At 53.5% G+C, this 18309-nt stretch carries 16 protein-coding genes and 1 pseudogene; 6 read left to right on the top strand and 11 right to left on the bottom strand.

The features are described 5' to 3' along the window. Positions 1-6: 6 nt before the first annotated feature. The 7 genes from MRY86_RS20040 to uxuA form a co-directional block, all read right to left on the bottom strand. Positions 7-1302, bottom strand: a complete 1296-nt coding sequence (locus MRY86_RS20040) for a TRAP transporter large permease subunit (RefSeq protein WP_363325436.1) — start codon at positions 1300-1302, stop codon at positions 7-9. Then, positions 1303-1770 carry a TRAP transporter small permease gene (locus MRY86_RS20035; protein ID WP_293567732.1) on the bottom strand — a complete coding sequence of 156 codons (468 nt, stop codon included), beginning with the start codon at positions 1768-1770 and terminating at the stop codon, positions 1303-1305. It abuts the gene before it with no gap. After that, the gene (locus MRY86_RS20030; protein WP_293567755.1) at positions 1770-2750 is read right to left on the bottom strand and encodes a TRAP transporter substrate-binding protein; all 981 of its coding nucleotides are present in this window, start codon (positions 2748-2750) and stop codon (positions 1770-1772) included. The genes MRY86_RS20035 and MRY86_RS20030 overlap by 1 nt, the downstream gene beginning before the upstream one ends. Continuing rightward, on the bottom strand, positions 2747-3424 hold the full coding sequence (locus MRY86_RS20025; protein WP_293567757.1) for a bifunctional 4-hydroxy-2-oxoglutarate aldolase/2-dehydro-3-deoxy-phosphogluconate aldolase: 678 nt from the start codon (positions 3422-3424) through the stop codon (positions 2747-2749). The genes MRY86_RS20030 and MRY86_RS20025 overlap by 4 nt, the downstream gene beginning before the upstream one ends. Before the next feature lie 110 nt (positions 3425-3534). Further along, the gene (locus MRY86_RS20020; RefSeq protein WP_293567759.1) at positions 3535-4572 is read right to left on the bottom strand and encodes a sugar kinase; all 1038 of its coding nucleotides are present in this window, start codon (positions 4570-4572) and stop codon (positions 3535-3537) included. Positions 4573-4586: 14 nt separating this feature from the next. After that, positions 4587-6011, bottom strand: a complete 1425-nt coding sequence (uxaC, locus tag MRY86_RS20015) for a glucuronate isomerase (RefSeq protein WP_293567761.1) — start codon at positions 6009-6011, stop codon at positions 4587-4589. A gap of 5 nt (positions 6012-6016) precedes the next feature. After that, positions 6017-7189, bottom strand: coding sequence for a mannonate dehydratase (gene uxuA / locus MRY86_RS20010; protein ID WP_293567763.1), 1173 nt, complete (start codon positions 7187-7189; stop codon positions 6017-6019). 174 nt (positions 7190-7363) lie between these two features. Between uxuA and MRY86_RS20005 the strand changes: the two genes are divergently transcribed. Together MRY86_RS20005 and MRY86_RS20000 are read left to right on the top strand one after the other, a co-directional pair. After that, positions 7364-9040: a methyltransferase domain-containing protein gene (locus MRY86_RS20005; protein WP_293567765.1), complete on the top strand. Its 1677-nt coding sequence runs from the start codon at positions 7364-7366 to the stop codon at positions 9038-9040. A 3-nt stretch (positions 9041-9043) separates the two neighbouring features. Continuing rightward, complete coding sequence (locus MRY86_RS20000) at positions 9044-9991, top strand: hydrogen peroxide-inducible genes activator (protein ID WP_293567767.1); 948 nt, start codon at positions 9044-9046, stop codon at positions 9989-9991. A 195-nt stretch (positions 9992-10186) separates the two neighbouring features. Here MRY86_RS20000 and speD read toward each other — a convergent pair whose 3' ends face one another. The 4 genes from speD to MRY86_RS19980 are packed head-to-tail and all read right to left on the bottom strand — an operon-like array spanning position 10187 to position 12904. Beyond that, on the bottom strand, positions 10187-10561 hold the full coding sequence (gene speD, locus MRY86_RS19995; protein ID WP_293567769.1) for an adenosylmethionine decarboxylase: 375 nt from the start codon (positions 10559-10561) through the stop codon (positions 10187-10189). Between the two features lie 30 nt (positions 10562-10591). Then, positions 10592-11815 carry a glutathionylspermidine synthase family protein gene (locus tag MRY86_RS19990; protein WP_293571844.1) on the bottom strand — a complete coding sequence of 408 codons (1224 nt, stop codon included), beginning with the start codon at positions 11813-11815 and terminating at the stop codon, positions 10592-10594. Then, positions 11781-12308: a hypothetical protein gene (locus MRY86_RS19985; RefSeq protein WP_293571842.1), complete on the bottom strand. Its 528-nt coding sequence runs from the start codon at positions 12306-12308 to the stop codon at positions 11781-11783. The genes MRY86_RS19990 and MRY86_RS19985 overlap by 35 nt, the downstream gene beginning before the upstream one ends. Positions 12309-12355: 47 nt before the next feature. Then, positions 12356-12904: a hypothetical protein gene (locus tag MRY86_RS19980; RefSeq protein ID WP_293571840.1), complete on the bottom strand. Its 549-nt coding sequence runs from the start codon at positions 12902-12904 to the stop codon at positions 12356-12358. 99 nt (positions 12905-13003) lie between these two features. Between MRY86_RS19980 and MRY86_RS19975 the strand changes: the two genes are divergently transcribed. The 4 genes and pseudogenes from MRY86_RS19975 to MRY86_RS19960 all read left to right on the top strand — a co-directional run. After that, positions 13004-14563 (top strand): polyamine aminopropyltransferase, encoded by a 1560-nt coding sequence (locus MRY86_RS19975; protein WP_293571838.1) that lies wholly within the window; start codon positions 13004-13006, stop codon positions 14561-14563. A gap of 425 nt (positions 14564-14988) precedes the next feature. Further along, positions 14989-15657 (top strand): helix-turn-helix domain-containing protein, encoded by a 669-nt coding sequence (locus MRY86_RS19970; protein WP_293571837.1) that lies wholly within the window; start codon positions 14989-14991, stop codon positions 15655-15657. A gap of 231 nt (positions 15658-15888) precedes the next feature. After that, positions 15889-17493, top strand: coding sequence for an HYR domain-containing protein (locus MRY86_RS19965; RefSeq protein ID WP_293571836.1), 1605 nt, complete (start codon positions 15889-15891; stop codon positions 17491-17493). A 120-nt stretch (positions 17494-17613) separates the two neighbouring features. Beyond that, positions 17614-18309, top strand: a pseudogene (locus tag MRY86_RS19960) (hypothetical protein); the annotation flags it as partial.

The following is an 18309-nucleotide window of genomic DNA, read 5'->3' as shown; positions in this document are numbered from 1 at the left end:
GTTTTTTTAGTAGCCAAATACTCCCGGCAGCCACAAGGACAGCCCCGGTACATAGGTGACAATGAGCAGGGCAACAATCATGGCAATAAATAGCGGCAGCAGTGGCTTGACGACTTTCTGAATGCTTGTGCCGGCTACACCGACGCCCACAAACAATACCGATCCCACCGGAGGCGTACACAGCCCAATGGAGAGGTTCAGTACCATGATGATCCCGAAGTGGACCGGATCCATACCCATTTCCTGTACCACCGGCAGAAAAATGGGCGTGAAGATGAGCACTGCTGGCGTCATGTCCATAAACACCCCCACAAACAGCAGGATCAAATTGATAATCAGAAGGATCACCACCGGGCTGTCGCTCACCGATAGCAGCAGTGCGGTAATCTGCTGAGGGATATTCTCAAATGCCATAATCCAGGACATGCTCATGGACGTACCAATGAGCAGCATCACAATAGCTGTGGTACTGACCGCGTGCAGTAAAATACCTGGCATGTCACGGATCTTAAACTCTTGGTACCAGAAGCCCAGGACAAGGCAGTACAACACGGCTACAGCGGAGGCCTCTGTGGCTGTAAAAATACCTGCCACAATCCCGCCGATCACGATAATCAGCAGCAATAAACTGGGCAGGGCATCCAGAAAAGCCCTGGCAACTTCCCGCAGTTGACTGCGCTCGCCCACGGGGTAGCCTTTCCGTTTGGACCAGACCCCAGCGACAATCATCAGGAACAGACCGGTGAGGATTCCCGGCAGGTATCCTGCCAGAAACAGGGCCGCAATCGAAGCCCCACCGCTGGCCAGGGAATAAACAATCAGGATATTACTGGGCGGGATGGTCATGCCCGTGGTTGCCGAAGTGATGTTAACAGCTGCACCAAAAGATTTGTCATAACCCTCGTCCTCCATACGCTTGCCCATAAAGCCACCAATGGCAGAGGCCGCAGCTACAGCCGAGCCGGAGATCGCCCCAAAGAGCATAGCGGCAATGATATTCACATGTGCCAGCCCCCCGGGCAGGGAGCCCACCAGGGTCTTGGCAAAATCAATCAGCCTTCGGGCAATTCCGCCCCGGTTCATCAGCTGACCGGCCAGGATGAAAAACGGAATAGCCAGCAGCGCAAAGCTGTCGAGCCCCGTGGCCATGCGCTGGGCCACAGTCGTGAAAGCTGGCATAGCCGGTATGCTGACCAGCATGGTAAACAGGCTGGAAATACCAATACTCCAGGCAATGGGAACTCCAATGCCCAGTAAAATCAGAAAGGACAAGACCAGAATAAGGACTTCCATAGGGTGTATTTAGGCCTGAGCTTCGGTTGGGGCACCGCGCTCAGCAAGTTTGTAATAGATAATGAGCAGCCCGCTGACAGGGACGACGCTGTAGACCACCGAAAGCGGCACCTGCAGAGCAGCAGAATATTGCCCGAGCTTGTAGGTGATGTAGACCAGGCGGGCACCGCCAGCCACTAGCACTGTGGCCGAAAAACCTGCGATCAGCAGGCGGATGGCCCACTGCAGCCGTTGTTTAGCGGCGCCTTCCAGTCGTTCCGGCAGGATGTCAATAGCAAGGTGCTGATTTTGCCCGGCTACATAGGCTGCACCCAGCAAACCAATCCAGATCAGCAGAAACCGCGCCAACTCCTCTGTCCAGGGGCTTTGCGAGCCCATAATGTATCGGGTGAAGACCCCCCAAAGCACATCTACGGTCATGACAGCCATGAGAAAGGCCAGGAAATAGCCTACATACTTATTGATGTTGTTTCGCATTACTGTACGGCTTGAATTTGCTGAATCAGTTCGTAAATTTCGGGGTCATCCTTGTAGCGCTCGTAGATGTCTTCCACGCGTGCTGCAAAGGGAGACTTATCGGGGTAGTTGATTTGCACACCCGCGGCTTTTACTGCATCCAGGGCTTCCTGTTCGGATGCTGCCCAAACTTCCCGCTGGTAGCCGACCGAAGCATCTGCTGCTTCCTGCAGCCAGGTTTGTTCCTGTGCGGTCAGGCGCTCCCAGGTATTGGTGCCGATCAGCATCACATCGGGGACGGTGCTGTGCTCATCGATGGAGTAGTACTTGCAGACCTCATAGTGGCGGGAAGTGAAAAAGCTGGGCGGGTTATTCTCCGCTCCGTCCACTACGCCCTGCTGTAGTGCGGTATACAATTCCCCAAAGGAAATTGGGGTGGGGGCGCCGCCCAGTGCCTTGACCATTTGCATGGCGGTCTGACTGTTCATCACGCGGACCTTCAGGCCGGCGAGGTCTTCCGGCGAATTAATGGGGCGGTCCTTGGTATAGAAACTCCGGCTGCCGGCGTCATAAAAACAAACACCCCGGAGCCAGTAGTTCTGGGCTTCCAGCAGGAGGTCTTTGCCGATAGGCCCGTTTAAGACCGCCCAGGCATGTTCATCGTCCCGGAACAGATAAGGCAGGCCGAGCACCTTCATCCGGGGCGCAAAATTCTCCAAAACAGCAGCCGATACCTTCGTCATGCCCAGGCTGCCAATCTGCAGCAACTCCAGGCATTGCCGCTCGGAGCCTAGTTGGCCACTGGGATAAATGTCGATGCGCATTTGCCCGTTGGACCGCTCCTCCACCTGCCCGGCAAAATAGACCATGCCCTTGTGTACAGGATGGGAAATATCCAATCCGTGCGCCAGTTTGATAGCGGTCACAGCATCTTGCTGGCTACAGCCACTAAACAAAAGGAACGCAACCGGGAGTAGTATTAATTGGAGGGATGACTTCATGTCTGCTTCGGCTTTACTTCCTGAATCGTGTCGAGGGTGGCCCTGACATCGGCGGTCAGCTGGTCAAAGTCCCCGCGTTTGAGCACTGACTTGGTAATCAGCTTGGAGCCCATGCCCACGCAGGTCACCCCGGCATCAAACCAGGATTTGAGGTTGTCCGGATCGGGTGAAACGCCGCCGGTAGGCATGATGCTGGTCCAGGGGCAGGGGCCTTTGATGGCTTTCACAAAGCCCGGCCCGAGGGTGCTTCCCGGGAAGACCTTTACAATCTCTGCCCCCAGTTCTTCTGCCTTGGCAATTTCGGTTAGGCTGCCGCAGCCGGGCGACCAGAGGACCTTCCGCCGGTTGCAAACGATGGCAATATCTTCCCGCAGTACTGGTGTGACGACAAAGTTTGCGCCCAGCTGTAGGTACAGGCTGGCGGTGCCGGCGTCCGTCACCGAGCCTACGCCCAGCATCATGCCCGGTAATTCCTTCAGGGCATATTTATTGAGTTCCTGAAATACCTCGTGAGCGAAGTCCCCCCGGTTGGTGAATTCCAGTATGCGGGCACCGCCATCATAGCAGGCTTTGAGCACCTTTTTGCACAACTCGGTATCACTGTGGTAAAACAGGGGGACGAGGCCGGTTTCCGCCATCGTTACCGCGACTTCTATTCTTGAATATTTGGCCATAAAAGGTTTATTTTTCTCCGTCACTTATTAAACCATTTGGTCGCGCACGGGGCGCAACCAAATGACCAAAGTAGTTTATGAAACAAAATTCTTTTAGTTTCGGTACTGTTTTAGCGGCTCACCCGCCCGGAGGCATCTCCCTGCATTAGTTTTTCAACCTCGGCTACCGTAACGAGGTTAGCGTCTCCATAAATGGTATGCTTCAGGCAGGAGGCGGCTACCGCGAAGTCCAGCGCCCGCTGATCATCGTCTGGATAAGTCAGCAGCCCGTAAATCAACCCACCCATAAAGCTGTCGCCACCACCTACGCGGTCCACGATGTCGGTAATTTGGTAAGTCGGCGCTTCGAAGAGGGTTTTCCCATCGTACAGCACACCGGACCAGGTATTGTGGGAGGCGCTAATAGAGCCCCGCAGGGTAATAATCGCTTTTTTGCACCTTGGGAAACGCTCCATCAGCTGCTGGCAAACCGAGGTATATGCCTGTGCATCAATGGTATCTCCTTTAGTGACATCTACGCCTTCGGGCTCGATTCCAAAGTGTTTTTCGGCATCTTCCTCGTTGCCCAGGATGACATCACAGCCTGCCACCAGGTCGGGCATGACCTTGGCAGGTTTTTTCCCATATTGCCAAAGGTTTTTGCGGTAGTTGAGGTCTGTTGAAACCGTAATGCCCATTCGATTGGCTGCTTGTACTGCTTCCAGGCAGGCATCGGCAGCGCCCTGAGAGATGGCAGGGGTGATGCCGGTCCAGTGGAACCACTGCGCATCTTTGAAGACGGTCTCCCAGTCGATCATACCCTTCTCAATGGAAGCCATACCGGAGTGAGCCCGGTCGTAGACCACCTTGCTGCCTCGGGCCACCGCACCGATTTCCAGAAAGTAAATGCCCAGCCGTTCACCACCGCGGGCAACATGCTGCGTGCCCACGTTGCGTTTACGCATTTCCATTAGGGCGCACTCGCCAATATCATTGTCCGGCAGGCGGGTGACAAACTCAGTTGGGAGCCCGTAATTGGCCAGAGAAACGGCCACATTCGACTCTCCACCGCCGTAGATCACTTCAAAGGAACTGGCCTGGGACAAGCGCCGGTGGCCGGGCGGCGTTAGGCGTAACATGATTTCACCAAAAGTGATGATCTTTTTCATTTGATTGAACAGCTTTAGAATTTAAAGTAGTTTTTTGCATTGTGGTAGCAGATGTCCGCTACGATTTTACCCAGCCACTCGATATCATTGGGCAATTGTCCGTTGTGAACATCCCTGCCAATCAGGTTGCAGAGGATGCGCCGGAAGTATTCGTGGCGGGGGAAGGACAAGAAGCTGCGGCTATCTGTGAGCATGCCGATGAAGCAGCTGAGCAGACCAAGGTTGGACAGTGCATTCATCTGCTTTTCCATGCCGTCTTTCTGATCGAGGAACCACCAACCCGAGCCAAACTGCATCTTTCCGCGCACGCTGCCGTCGTTGAAGTTCCCCGCCATGGTGGCAAAGATTTCATTATCCGCCGGATTGAGGTTATAAAGAATGGTCCGGGGCAACTGATCATCGCGGTCCAGGGTATCGAACAGGCGGGATAGCCCCTGTGCCTGCTTCCAGTCGCCCATGCTGTCGAAGCCCGTGTCCGGCCCCAGTTGTTGCAGCATCCGGGAGCTGTTGTTGCGCAGGGCGCCCAGGTGCAATTGCCAGGCCCATCCTTTCTGATGGTAGAGCTTGCCTAGTTCGGTCAGTACGGCCGTACGGTATTTGGCGCAAGCCTCCGCAGACAACTCCCTGCCGGCACGCTTGTCCGCAAAAGCCTGCCGGGCTTCTGCCATCGTCCATTCTACTGCATCCACGCACTCCAGCCCATGATCAGCCAGCCGGCAGCCCCGGTCGTGGAAATACGCAATGCGCGCTTCGAGTGCCGACAGCAGCTGGTCCAGGGTCTGAAGACCCGTACCCGCCACCATTTCCAGTTGGTCTATATAGTCGTTAAAGGTTGTTTTTTCAATTAGGATGGCCTTATCGGGGCGGAAGGCCGGCAGCATGCGTAAATCAGTATCAGCATCTGCCATTTGCTTGTGGTAAGCCAGGTCGTCCACGGGGTCATCCGTAGTGCAGACCAGCTCTACGTTCTGCTGCCTGAGCAGTCCACGGGCGCTGTAGGAAGCCTGCTGCAATTGCTCAGTGGTGGTATCGTAAACTTCATCTGCCACATCCGGATGGAGCAGCTTGGTTACCCCAAAGTAGCGCCTCAACTCCAGGTGGGTCCAGTGGTAGAGGGGGTTGCGCATGGTGTAAGGCACGGTTTTTGCCCAGGCCCGGAACTTCTCCCGGTCTGGCGCATCACCGGTGACAAAGCGCTCATCCACGCCGAGGGTTCGCATGGCCCGCCATTTGTAGTGGTCGCCGTCCAGCCAAACCTTGGTGATATTGGCAAACTGTGCATCTTTAGCGATGGCATCCGGTGGCAGGTGGTTATGGTAGTCGATGATGGGTTGTACCTTGGCGTAGTCATGGTACAACGCACAGGCCACCGGGTTTTCCAGGAGGAAATCGTCGTTGAGAAAAGGCTTGATTTGCTGTTGCGTAATGGTTGATGGCATCTGCGCTAATGGTTTAAAGTTTGCAATAATCCGTACTCCAGCCCCCGGAGTTCTGCCAGGCCCCTGAGCCGCCCGATGGCAGAATAGCCGGGGTTGACCTTTTTCCCAAGGTCGTCCAGCATCTGATGTCCGTGGTCCGGGCGCATCGGAATGGAGCGCTCCCGGCTTTGCTGCAGCCGGACAATTTTCTTCATCACTTCGTACATATTGGTACTTCCTGCAAGATGGTCATCTTCGTAGAAACTGCCGTCCTGTTCTCTCCGTACATTCCGGAGGTGGAAAAAGTAGATGCGTTCGCCAAACTGCTCAATCATAGCCGGGAGGTCATTATCTGCCCGGGCACCGTAAGAACCGGTACAGAAGCAAAGCCCGTTGTTGGGGTGGTCTACGCCCGCCAGAATTGCCGCTGCATCCTCCGCTGTGCTCACAATACGGGGCAGGCCCAGTATGGGGAAGGGCGGGTCATCAGGATGGATGGCCAGAAAAACGCCCGCCTCAGCTGCCGTTGGGGTAATGGCGCTCAGGAAGTCAATCAGGTTTTGCCGGTATTCCTCTGGCCCAATATCCTGATACAGGGCAACCTTACGGCGTAGGGCTGCGAGGTCATAGCCTTGATCCGTCCCTGGCAGCCCGGCAATGAGGGTGTTGATCAGCTCCGCTTTTTCGGCAGCTTTCATTTGCCCGAAGTAGCCTCTGGCGCGCTGCAGCTGTTTACTATCGTAATGCTGCACTGCTTTGGGCCGCTCCAGGATGAAAAGGTCAAAAGCCGCCAGTGCAGTCGCATCGTACCGCAGGGCATGGGATCCATCGGCTACTTTGTAATGCAAATCGGTACGGGTCCAGTCCAGCACCGGCATAAAGTTGTAGGTCACCACCGGAATACCACAGGCCCCCAGGTTGCGCAGGGTCTGTTGGTAGTGTTCGGTATAGCGTTCCCATTCGCCCGTCTTACGCTTGATCTCGTCATGCACGGGTACGCTTTCCACAACCGACCAGGTCAGCCCGGCGGCTTCAATCTTCGCCTGGTGCGCCTGAATGGCTTCCACCGGCCACACTTCCCCAATTGGGATGTGGTGCAGTGCACTAACAATACCGGTCGCTCCGGCCTGGCGGATATGCGAAAGGCTTACCGGGTCCTGATCACCAAACCATCGCCAGGTTTGTTCCAACTGCTTCATGGGTGCGTTTTAGGAATGTGATATTTATTACTTTCTTAGGGGGTCCATCCTATCTTTACCTGTAACCTTACTGATAAAGATAAAGACCCAAAATTTACAGCTTACCAGACGAAGCTTAAACTTTGAAAGCGATTTCCTATTAGTTAAGTATTCAAACGATTAAAAAGCAGTTTAATGTCAGCAGTACGTTTTAGAGTAGGCGGTGTACCGGAGCATTTCAATTACCCGTGGTATATGGCGGGAGAAGATCATCCTAAATTTGAGTGGGTGGTACAGCCCGGCGGCACCGGTGCCATGTGCGAAGGGCTGCGGAATGGCACATTGGATATTGCGCTCCTGCTGACTGAAGGGGCGGTTGCTGACCTGCATAAAGGCAATCCCAGCCAAATCATTGGCACTTACGTGTCCAGCCCACTGACCTGGGGCATACACGTAGCGGCCGGCAGCCCTTATCAGTCGGTGGATGACCTGGAGGGAAAAGTCTTTGGGATCAGCCGTTACACTTCCGGTTCACATCTAATGGCTTATGTTAATGCCCGGCAGTTGGGCTGGGACACGAGCGCCCTGCAGTTTGAGGTAGTCGGTAATTTTGAAGGGGCCCGCCAAGCCATGCAGGAGGGCCGCATTGATGCCTTCATGTGGGAAAAATACACCACCAAGCCTACTGTGGACAGCGGAGAATGGCGCCGCCCGGGCGTATGCGTAACGCCCTGGCCCTGCTTTGTACTCGTGGCCCGGGAGGAGATTGTTGAACAGTATCAGCCCGAATTGCTGGAGCTTATGCATGATATCCGGCAGCGACTGGATCATACGGACCGGACGGAAAAACTGAGGTTCATTAGCGATCACTTCAAATTGCAGCCCGAAGATGTAGCCGACTGGTACGGGCAGACCACCTGGAGCTGCGCCCCGGCGATTGCCGCCTCGGAACTGGATAAGGTACAGGGCGACCTGCAGGCCTTGGGTATTATCGAAGACCCGGTCTCACCCCGTCAGCTTTGCGCCCCATTCGTAACCTTTGAGGAAGAAAGCCTGTCCTCTGTGATGTACAACTGGCGGGTGGACAGTGTCTACAAAAAGCTGGAGGAGAAAGGCCTGGCAGATGGCCCGCTTCAGTTAAGCGATCTGCTCGGGCTCGGGCACCTGGATCAGTACCATTACCTCGGAGCTGAAGCCTGTTATGAAGTGGCCGAAGCATTGAGTTTGGAAGACAGCGACTATGTCTACGATGTCGGCAGCGGAGTAGGAGGGACGGCCCGGGTGCTGGCTGATTGCAGCGGCTGCCGTGTCCTTGGCGTGGAATTACAACCGGAGCTGTGCCGTTTGTCCACGGAGCTGACCCAACGGGCGGGGCTTTCCGACCGGGTGGAATTCCGGGCAGGCGATCTGCTGAATTACGATTGGGAAGCTGTATTCGACCACTTCATTTCCCTATTGGTTTTCCTGCACGTGCCAGACCGGGCCAAAGTACTGGCACATTGCCACAAAGCCCTAAAATCCGGCGGGCGGTTTTTTATTGAGGATTTTGTGCTCCGTAATCCCCTGAGTACCAGGGAAGCCCGGCAGCTAAAGGAAACGGTGAGCGCTCAATCGGTCAGTAACACGGAGGTGTACCTTCAAGCATTAGAGCAGGCTGGATTTACAGATTTAGAAGTCGTAGAAATGGATACCCTTTGGCGGGAATGGACCAAAAAACGGTTTGATGATTTTAAAGTCAATGAGAACGCTCACCGTACGTTCTATGGGGAGGCCCTTTTTGAAGACCGGCTGTCCTTCTATCAAACCATTGCGGACCTGTTTGCAGGCGGTAACCTCGGAGGTGTCCGGATTACCGGGCGGAAGAAACCTTAGACCATGACACTGACCCAATTAGAATACATCATTGCTGTAGACAATGAAAAGAGCTTTGCAAAAGCAGCCAAATCCTGCCGGGTGACGCAGCCAACCCTCAGCATGCAGGTGAAGAAGCTAGAGGAAGACCTCGGCGTGCTGCTTTTCGACCGTTCCAAGAAGCCCATTTTGACTACGGATATCGGGCAGCGCATCGTTAGTCAGGCCCGGACCATCATCCGCGAAACGAGCCGCATACCGGAGCTGATCCGGGAGGAACAGGAAATGGTGAAAGGCGAGCTAAGGGTGGGCGTTATCCCGACCCTGGGCCCTTATCTGCTGCCAATGTTCCTGCCCCATTTTATGCAGGCTTATCCCGATGTGCAGCTCCACATTCAGGAGTTGCTGTCGCACGAAATCATGGACCGTCTCAAGGCCGACCAACTCGATGTCGGGCTGCTCGTAACGCCCATCCGCTCCGATGGCTTCACGGAAATCCCGCTGTTTTATGAGACCTTTGTGGTGTACATGTCCACCTCCCATCCGCTAACGGACAAGGACCGAATTGATTTCGAGGACCTCAACCTGGAGGACATGTGGTTGCTGCAGGAAGGGCACTGTTTTCGCTCTCAGGTCGTTAACATCTGCAGCGATCAGCAGGAACAGCATACGCAGCGGGGGTTGCGTTTTGAAAGTGGCAGCCTGGAGACCCTCCGCCGTATTGTGGAGCGGCAATATGGCTACACCTTGCTGCCGGAACTGGCCACCCTGGAGCTTTCCGAAGAGCTGTACAACAAGCACGTCCGTACCTTCCGCAATCCTCAACCGGTGCGGGAAGTCAGTATCGTTCTGCGGCGCAGTTTTATGAAACGCCGGCTGGTTGACCTGCTGCAAAAAGCCATTTTGGAGGCTGTACCGGATATTCTGAAAAACAGCAAGCGTGGGCGCAAGGTAGAGTGGGAGGGGTATTGATTCAGACTGTGTTGGGAATTCGCTTTTGGAGCGAATGTAGTCAAATTTTATTCTGAACAAGGCGCGATGAAGAAGCATAGCCTGAGCTAAGCGACTGACCTGCCCGCCGTACAAGACTATGGCAGGCGGGAGAGCAACGAAGTGCAGGATGAAATTTGGCAAATGCAGCCCAAAGGGTGAAATCCCAACACAGTCTTACAACCCTTTTCCCCGTTCGTAAAGCTTCCAGTCAGCCGTTTCTGCCTGGAAAACCTGAATGAGGTGTTCAATACCTGCCTGCAGGTCAATCTCCCCGCAGGTAAAAATGTCAACGGCAGCGTACTGGTGCTCCGGCCAGGTGTGGAGCGTCAGATGGCTCTCCTGAATAATGACGACCCCGGAAATGCCATAGGGCGAGAATTGATGGAAATTGGAAGTGACCACCGTAGCCCCCATACGTTCCGCAGCGGCTTTCAGGAAGCCTTCCAGCTCATTCCCCGCTTTGAGGAGCTCCACCGGGCATTGATAGAGCTCCAGCAGTACATGCCGGCCTAAAGCTTGAGCCGCAGGTCTTTGGATCGGCCGTGTCATAAGGTAAAATAGTTTGCAAACGTCATTCAATCAGGTTGTTACGTAATGGCCGACAAATTCAGCGTCATCATCAACGATGAGACCATCCTGCCGCCGGAAACAAAGCGCACAGGCTTCTCCCCCGGCAATGTAAACGCTGGGCTGATAACGGTCGCCATCACTGTCCACATTAAAGGGGGCGAGCTCTTGGTAGATGCGGGGCAGATGCCCGTAATCGCCGTCATTCTCGGCAACCGGCTGCGAGGTGCCGTCAAACAGGCGTAAGTTGTCTCCGGTCCGGCCGTAGATGGGCTTTTCCGCATAACGCTGATTGGGAAAATCTGTCGCGCTACGAGTGGCTTTCAGCATAGCCGGGTGCAAGCCGCCCAATTCCCCCAGTAATGGCAGCAGGGCTTTAGACTGCAGCAGCATACTGTAAGCCGGATTGAGGATGACGCACAGGTCGCGCTTAATGATTTGCGTCAGCAGGCCCATCAGCTCCGGTTCTTCGTAGGCAATGAACTCCCAGGGTGCCATTTTGAATACGAAATCGTAGCGGAGGTATTCCTCGTGCTCCACTTCCAGGAAGATGCCCTCCTCCTCTGAGAAAATAACCTCCTCCATCGGTGCGCGGTGGACCTCCTCGAAGCCCGCCTGTTTCGCCGCCATTTCAATGACATCCAGGTTGAGCCAGTCTTCTTCGTGGCCCAGCCCGATGAGCAGCAGATTAGCGGGCCGGTTGGGATAGCGCTGCAGGATTTTCTGCAGCCCCTTTACGAGTCCGGTACGCAGGTGATTCCACTGCCGTGCATTTTTACGTTCGCGCCGCGGCAGCATATCCAGCATCAAAGGCTGCACACTCAGGGTTTCGGGCATGAGCGAGAGGGTGTCCCCGTTGAACTCCAGCATTTTCAGTGGCACGCCGTCCAGCCCGCCTGCGAAGTCAAAACGGCCGACCAAATGATTGCCCCATTCCCGCCGGAGGGAATAGTCCACGGCCTCAACTGCGTTGGGCGGTATGCCCGCCGCTTTCCACATTTCCTGTTCTCCGGCTTTTCGGGCAGCAAGGAGCAGGCGCTCGTAGAGTTCACCGGCTGGCTGACTGAAAGCAGCGATCTCGTTATCGGCTAACCGGAGCAGCTCCGGGGCGAAGTAGTCATGGTTATCTCCTTCGATAAACCATTCCAGGCCTCGTTTGCGGAGCTGCTTCGGGCTGAGCCGGCCTATTTCGGTCAGGCGATTATCCACCATAGGAGCGGGTTGATCCTGATCCATAACCTGACTTCCCTTTGGCGGGGCGGGTCACTGTTGTCTTACGTGCGGTCTGCTGCATGCGCTGTCCGGCACCGTTCGAGACCCGGTTATAAGTGCTCTGGTCTACGTAGGCAGAGCTGTTTGGACGGAAGGAGCCCATACTGCGGCCCATAAGGTAGCCCATCAGGCCGAAGGAAGCCATGCGCATTACTGAGCTTTGACGGCGGTAGGCAGTCGTTGTAGTGTCCTTGACCAGTTGCGCTTCATCCAGGGTGAAGGTGTCAATGGTGCTGTCCATGTACTTGGCAATGATTCGGCTGTCTTCGGTATTGGCGACGACTTCCTCGTCCTCAATCCTAAACTGATCGGTCTGTACTTCCTTAACAGTAGTGATCAGGCCTTCGGTGGGGATGGCTACCTCTTCTGTAACGGTTTCCGGCTCATCGCTGCTGCATAGGTTGACGCCGATTACGACAAGCGCAATCGCGCCATAAATAATCCATTTGATTTTCATGTAGACTGTGGTTTTAGTTAAAATTATAAAGGTGTTAGAAAAAGCGATTATCCACCGGACGAACGGGTTGAGCGCGATCCTCCGTACCCTGACTTCCCTTTTGAGGGGCGGGAAGAGGTACTTCTGGAAGTTGCATTCCGAAAGCGCGTTCCGGTGGTGTTACTGACTCTTTGGTAGGTGGATTGGTTAACATAGGCACTGGGGCGCGGGCGAAAACTGCTCCGGTTTCTGCCCAGCATATAGCCCATCATGCCCCAGGAGACGATGCTGAACATGGAGCTGTGCCGGCGGTAGTGGCGGTGCCGGTGGTGCGTGGTATCCTGAGCAGCCTGCGCCATGGTGCTATCGTTCATCATCTGCTGCATCTCGCTGAGCGGGATGGTGTCGGTGGTATTGTCGGCGTATTTGGCGATGATGGCGCTGGCACTTTTGTTTTCCACCATTTGCTCGTCTTCGATTTTGAACTCGCCCTCACTTACTTCTCTTACGGTGGTGATAATACCCGCATCCTGGTCAACCCGTTGGGCACCACCGCATGCGGACAGTACGAAAGCCAGGGCTATGGCATAGCAAAGGTCAGGACGTAACTTAATCATAGTATGCAGTTTAGGAAGTTGAAAATGTGTGTTGATGATTAGTACAGAGCTTCTATCTTTGCGCCTTATAATCGACATTGTAAAATTAGGTAAAACTCCATGACCTTCCAAAAAAAACGTGCTGAGAAAACCGTCCTGGGCATTGCGATTTTCATCGCTGGGCTGTGTTCTATCATTTACGAACTGCTGATTAGCACCACTTCCTCTTACTTTTTGGGCGACAGCATCACCCAGTTTTCGCTCACCATCGGGTTTTATATGGCTGCCATGGGATTGGGTTCCTACCTGAGCCAATGGTTTCCGGAGGAGCGCCTGGCTGCCTGGTTTATCGGCGTGGAGGGCCTGCTGGGGCTGGTAGGCGGGGCGAGCGTGCCGCTGCTGTATTTTTTCTTCACCCGGGTTTCACCGGAGGCCTATCAGGGGCTGGTGGTGGGATTAACTGTAGTCATCGGGGTGCTCACCGGCTTTGAAATTCCCCTGCTGGCGCGGATTATGAAAAAGTACTACCCGCTGCGGGAGAACCTGGCCAATGTGATGTCACTGGATTACTTCGGAGCTTTGCTGGCGACGCTGCTGTTTCCGTTTCTGCTGCTGCCGTTTTTCGGGCTATTTCGGAGTTCAGTTTTTTTTGGGCTGGTCAACGTAAGTCTGGGTGTTTTTATATTGCTCTATTTTGCGGGCCGGTTGCCCCGCTCACTGGTCCGAGGGGTGTTTGGCGTTACCTCAGGCATCAGCCTGGTTTTCGGCATCCTGCTTTACCAGGCACAACCGCTTCTGGAAGATTGGGACAGCCGTTCCTACCCGCACCGCATCGTGTACAGTGAGCGCACGCCCTACCAACAGCTGACGGTGACCAAAAACCGGTCGGACGTCCGCCTTTACATCAACCGGGTCATCCAATTTTCCTCCGCCGACGAGTATCGCTACCATGAGGCCCTGGGCATCATCCCACTGGAAGCAGCCCCTTATCAGGAGCAGGTTCTCATTCTGGGCGGGGGAGAAGGGCTGCTGGCGCGGGAGGTGCTCAAGCATCCTGGCATAAAACAGGTGACCATTGTCGATCTCGACCCGGCCGTCTTCCGCCTCGGTCGGGAGCAACCCTACATCAGAGACCTTAACGAAGGCGTGCTGGACCATCCAAAGGTGCAGACCATAGCCCAGGACGCCAGTCAGTTCCTGGCAGAAACCGAAAACTACTACGATCTCATCCTGGTAGATTTGCCTGACCCCTCCAATGAAGCCGTGGCCCGCCTTTACAGCACCTGGTTTTTTGGCATGGCCCGTAACCGCCTTACGGCAAATGGGGTGTTAGCCACGCAGGCCACCAGCCCCTTTCACACCCGCGATGCCTTCTGGTGCATCGTGGAGACCCTGCGGGCGACCGGCTTCCGGCACGTACTGCCTTATCATACTTACGTACCTTCCTTTGGTGACTGGGGCTTTGTGCTGGCCGGTCCACAGCCGATTGCTATTACGCCCTTCAGCACCAAGCTGCCCGTGCGCTATCTGGACGGGGAGGTCGTGGAGGCCATGCTTCATTTCCCCGACGATTCCGCCCGCCCTTCCGGCCTGGAGCCCAACCGCCTGGACCAGCCTGCGTTGCTGGATTACTACCTGGAAGATTGGGAGAAGTGGAGCCGGGAAGTGGTGGTGGAGTAGCACAGGTTAGGCTTATTTTTCGGCTACTCCCGTCACCCCAAAAGCCCGCTTTTTACGGTTTGTTTTCCTCTACGCTGTACCGGTATTCTCAAAACCGGAACGCAACCGCTCGCCTGTAGCCCCTTTTTAGCCTTAATTCTTTATGCAACCAATAAAATACTGATAGTCAGATAGGTATAAAATTTTTTACCGATTCGTTGCATCATGAAAAAATCTCCGATGCAACGAATTGACCAATCTTTGCAACGAATTGAATAACAACTTCGGAGGGCGTGGGGCTAGATTTGTGGGTGAATCAGCTGTGTGGTAATGCCCTCATTTTGCCGAGGCATATTCAGCCAGATTCTTGATCAGGAACGAACAAATTTCAATCTCTTACAAACACTAATGTGAAGCTACTGGAAAGACCTCTGAAACTTAAGATAATGAACAAAATACTACTCTTCTTTTTTACCTTGCTGCTAGCCGGACAAGCGCTGCATGCACAGTGTCCAACCAATAATAGGTATTACGTCGATGCTGACGCTACCTCTGGAGCCAATGATGGGACTTCCTGGATGGATGCTTACACGGATTTGCAGACCGCACTCTTTGAAGCTCGATTTAACTGTATGGCTGTAACTGAAATTTGGGTGGCTGAGGGCACCTGCCGAAGAACGCCATACAATGTATCGAAAAGGCTCCTAGCCACCTTTGGATATAAAAGTCCAAACATCAACCCATTTTCCGTTCATAACCCAACACCTAAATCCACCATGCTCTCAGTACCAAATCACAGTAATGAATGGCTGAAGCGCTTAAACAGCTGCTTTGAAACACACATCAGTGAATCTAACTTCACTCAGCAGCAACTAGGCCCACTTATGAATATCAGCCCCCGGCAACTCAACCGGAAAATCAAAAAATTAACGGGCATGCTCCCCCAACAATACTTTCGGCAATTAAGGTATGAGAAAGCATTTCATTTGCTGAAAGAACGCCGATACGACACCGTAGCTGAAACAGCTTACGCTATAGGGCTTAAAGACGTAGTACATTTCTCTAGACAGTTTCGAGCTAGATATGGTAAACTACCTTCTGAGTTTTTAAAATAACACACTAGGTATACCAATATAAAAATGCTCCACATCATCCATAAATGGCAGATTTGCCCCAGTATATTGTCTTAATTATCTCAGTTAAGATTCCCTAGCTTTGTGGTGTGAGTATTTGAATCGATTTCCCTCCCCCGAAGACTTTATTCTGTATTCGTTAATCGTACTCTACCGTTAGGGTACGGATTAGTTTAATCTATTCAACTAAGCTTGGATAACAAACCCACCCTTGTGAATAACCATTACACCAACCCAATGATCAACCTATTTACCAAAGACAACACATTGTTGCTTTCAGGTGAAAAAAAACTGCTCTGCCCCTTATTTCTCTTAGTTTTCCTGATACTGTCAGCACCTTCTCTCCTTGCTCAACCTGGTAATACTATTAGCTTTATTGCTCAAGAAAACTGTGGTATTACGGCTTCACTTTCTTATCTTGATACAGATGCCACGGGAAGACATCGTTATGAAGACAGTACGGTAGATGTGCTAGCTCAATGGAACAATACACTTATGCGCTGGGAATTCTTCGATACCAATAATAGTCAATTGATTTGCTTTAGCAACTATCAATCCTTTCCTAATCCACCTGACGATGGAATTGGAAACTACGATGGTTTATTCTTCGATGTTTTAGATTGTCCGGCAAGCCCTGACTTTAGCGTCACGGGTTCGGGCACTCAAAACTTTTTGGGCAACGCCTGCACCGACACCGAAAACCCCGACATCGTCTGCCCAAGCAATGTAGTCACATCCAATCTTGCTGGGCTATGTTCAGCCAGCGTCAGTGGCCTAATTGCTACAGCCACCGATGATTGCACAACTTCACCGTCTATCACACACACCATAATGGGAGCCACTTCTGGCAGTGGCGGAGCGGACGCCAGTGGCATATTCAACGTAGGTATTTCAACGGTGACGTTTACGGCTACTGATGATGAAAGCAATACCGCTCAATGTGCAACCATTGTCACCGTCAATGATACCGAAAACCCTACTGCAAACTGCCCGTCGAATATTACCCAAAACAATGATGCCGGGCAATGCGGCGCTATAGTCAATTTCGTCATTCCCAGCCCAACCGACAATTGTGCTGGTGCTACATCTTCCGCCAGCCCCGCTTCCGGTTCTATCTTCAGCGTAGGTACGACTCAAGTCACTGTTACCGCTACCGATGGGGCCGACAATACCGGCCAGTGTACCTTCGATGTCGTCGTCAATGATACTGAAGCGCCAACTGCCATTTGTCAAAGCGTCACTGTTGCCCTTGATGGCAGCGGTAACTACAGCCTGGCGGCTTCCGAGATTAACAATGGCAGCAGCTCTAACTGTGGAATCAGTTCGCTTTCGGTGAGCCCGAATAGCTTCGACTGCGCCAATATCGGCAACAATACCGTAACCCTGACCGTGACGGCTAGCAACAGCAATATGGCATCCTGCACAGCCAATGTAGAGGTACAGGATAACATGGCCCCAACAGGTGTTACTTGTCAAGACGTCACTGTTTCCTTGGATGCCAGTGGGGTTTTTAACCTAAGCGTTCTTTTTGTTACTAGTAATATCCTTACTTCCTTTACTGATAATTGCAAACCATTTCCTACCATTATTGGTGTAGGTAGCCCCTCTAAAGTACAGTATACCTGTGAAGATTACGGGACTTTCCCGGCGACTTTTTCCTTTAAAGATGGCAATGGTAATGAGACGCCTTGTACCGTCAATATAACGGTTGAGGATCCGCTGAATACTTGCTGCGACATCTCTATTAACAACGTAGTAGTCGCTGATGAAGGTTGTCCCGGGGCCAACGACGGCACCCTCACTGCAACGGCCACCTGAGGCTCTTGTGACGGCGGTAATTCCGACATTCGTTACAGCATTGACAACAGTGACTTCAGCAATACTACCGGTGTATTTACCGCACTGGCACCAGGCACCTACACGGTGTATGTACGGGATATGAACGACATTGACTGTACGGACAGCGATGGGCCGCATACCGTTCAGATGGGAATGGAAATCCCTGCACCCACCGGCACCATGGCAATCACCAACAGCACCTGTACCGACTGTAACCTCTCCGGCGGCACCATCGCCATTGGAACGGTCAGTGGCACCGGCGGCACCATCGAATACTCAACGGACAACGGCGCGACTTGGAGCAGCAGCCTTCCGGTATACGATCAGGACGGTCCGGCGCAGACGATTTTGGCTTCCGTGCTTAGCGTCAGCGGTTGCCGCAGCGGTAGTGTACAGGTCGGCGTGACGGAGCCTGGTGAGTGCATGACCCCCGCAGCCCCGACCGGCTCTCTAGCCATCACCAATAGCACCTGCACGGACTGCTCGCTCAGTGGCGGCAGTATAGCCATCGGCACGGTGAGCGGTATGGGCGGCACGCTGGAATACTCAACGGACAATGGCGCGGTATGGAGCAGCAGCCTTCCGTTATATGATCAGAATGGCCCGGCGCAGACCATTTTAGCTTCTGTAATCAGCGCTAACGGTTGCCGTAGCAACAGCGTACAGGTCGGCGTGACGGAACCTGGGGAGTGTACCTCTTCAACCGCGACTCCTAATGTATCCTTGGACATTATCAACAGTACCTGTAACAGTTGTATGGTTGGCGGCGGCAGTATCACGATCGCTGGTGCTTCT

Source organism: Phaeodactylibacter sp., from assembly GCF_022763345.1.
Taxonomy (GTDB): domain Bacteria; phylum Bacteroidota; class Bacteroidia; order Chitinophagales; family Saprospiraceae; genus Phaeodactylibacter.
The sequence above is the reverse complement of the archived record's forward strand: the minus strand, read 5'-3'. Positions and strand labels throughout refer to the sequence as shown.

What these genes read in the sequence shown, in the direction of transcription:
- MRY86_RS19980 (WP_293571840.1), bottom strand. Translation starts at nt 12,904, where the DNA reads ATGATTAAGTTACGTCCTGACCTTTGCTATGCCATAGCCCTGGCTTTC.
- speD (WP_293567769.1), bottom strand. Translation starts at nt 10,561, where the DNA reads ATGACACGGCCGATCCAAAGACCTGCGGCTCAAGCTTTAGGCCGGCAT.
- uxuA (WP_293567763.1), bottom strand. Translation starts at nt 7,189, where the DNA reads ATGAAGCAGTTGGAACAAACCTGGCGATGGTTTGGTGATCAGGACCCG.
- MRY86_RS19970 (WP_293571837.1), top strand. Translation starts at nt 14,989, where the DNA reads ATGAACAAAATACTACTCTTCTTTTTTACCTTGCTGCTAGCCGGACAA.
- MRY86_RS19990 (WP_293571844.1), bottom strand. Translation starts at nt 11,815, where the DNA reads ATGGATCAGGATCAACCCGCTCCTATGGTGGATAATCGCCTGACCGAA.
- MRY86_RS19975 (WP_293571838.1), top strand. Translation starts at nt 13,004, where the DNA reads ATGACCTTCCAAAAAAAACGTGCTGAGAAAACCGTCCTGGGCATTGCG.
- MRY86_RS20005 (WP_293567765.1), top strand. Translation starts at nt 7,364, where the DNA reads ATGTCAGCAGTACGTTTTAGAGTAGGCGGTGTACCGGAGCATTTCAAT.
- MRY86_RS20000 (WP_293567767.1), top strand. Translation starts at nt 9,044, where the DNA reads ATGACACTGACCCAATTAGAATACATCATTGCTGTAGACAATGAAAAG.
- MRY86_RS20030 (WP_293567755.1), bottom strand. Translation starts at nt 2,750, where the DNA reads ATGAAGTCATCCCTCCAATTAATACTACTCCCGGTTGCGTTCCTTTTG.
- MRY86_RS20025 (WP_293567757.1), bottom strand. Translation starts at nt 3,424, where the DNA reads ATGGCCAAATATTCAAGAATAGAAGTCGCGGTAACGATGGCGGAAACC.
- MRY86_RS19985 (WP_293571842.1), bottom strand. Translation starts at nt 12,308, where the DNA reads ATGAAAATCAAATGGATTATTTATGGCGCGATTGCGCTTGTCGTAATC.
- MRY86_RS20020 (WP_293567759.1), bottom strand. Translation starts at nt 4,572, where the DNA reads ATGAAAAAGATCATCACTTTTGGTGAAATCATGTTACGCCTAACGCCG.
- MRY86_RS20035 (WP_293567732.1), bottom strand. Translation starts at nt 1,770, where the DNA reads ATGCGAAACAACATCAATAAGTATGTAGGCTATTTCCTGGCCTTTCTC.
- uxaC (WP_293567761.1), bottom strand. Translation starts at nt 6,011, where the DNA reads ATGCCATCAACCATTACGCAACAGCAAATCAAGCCTTTTCTCAACGAC.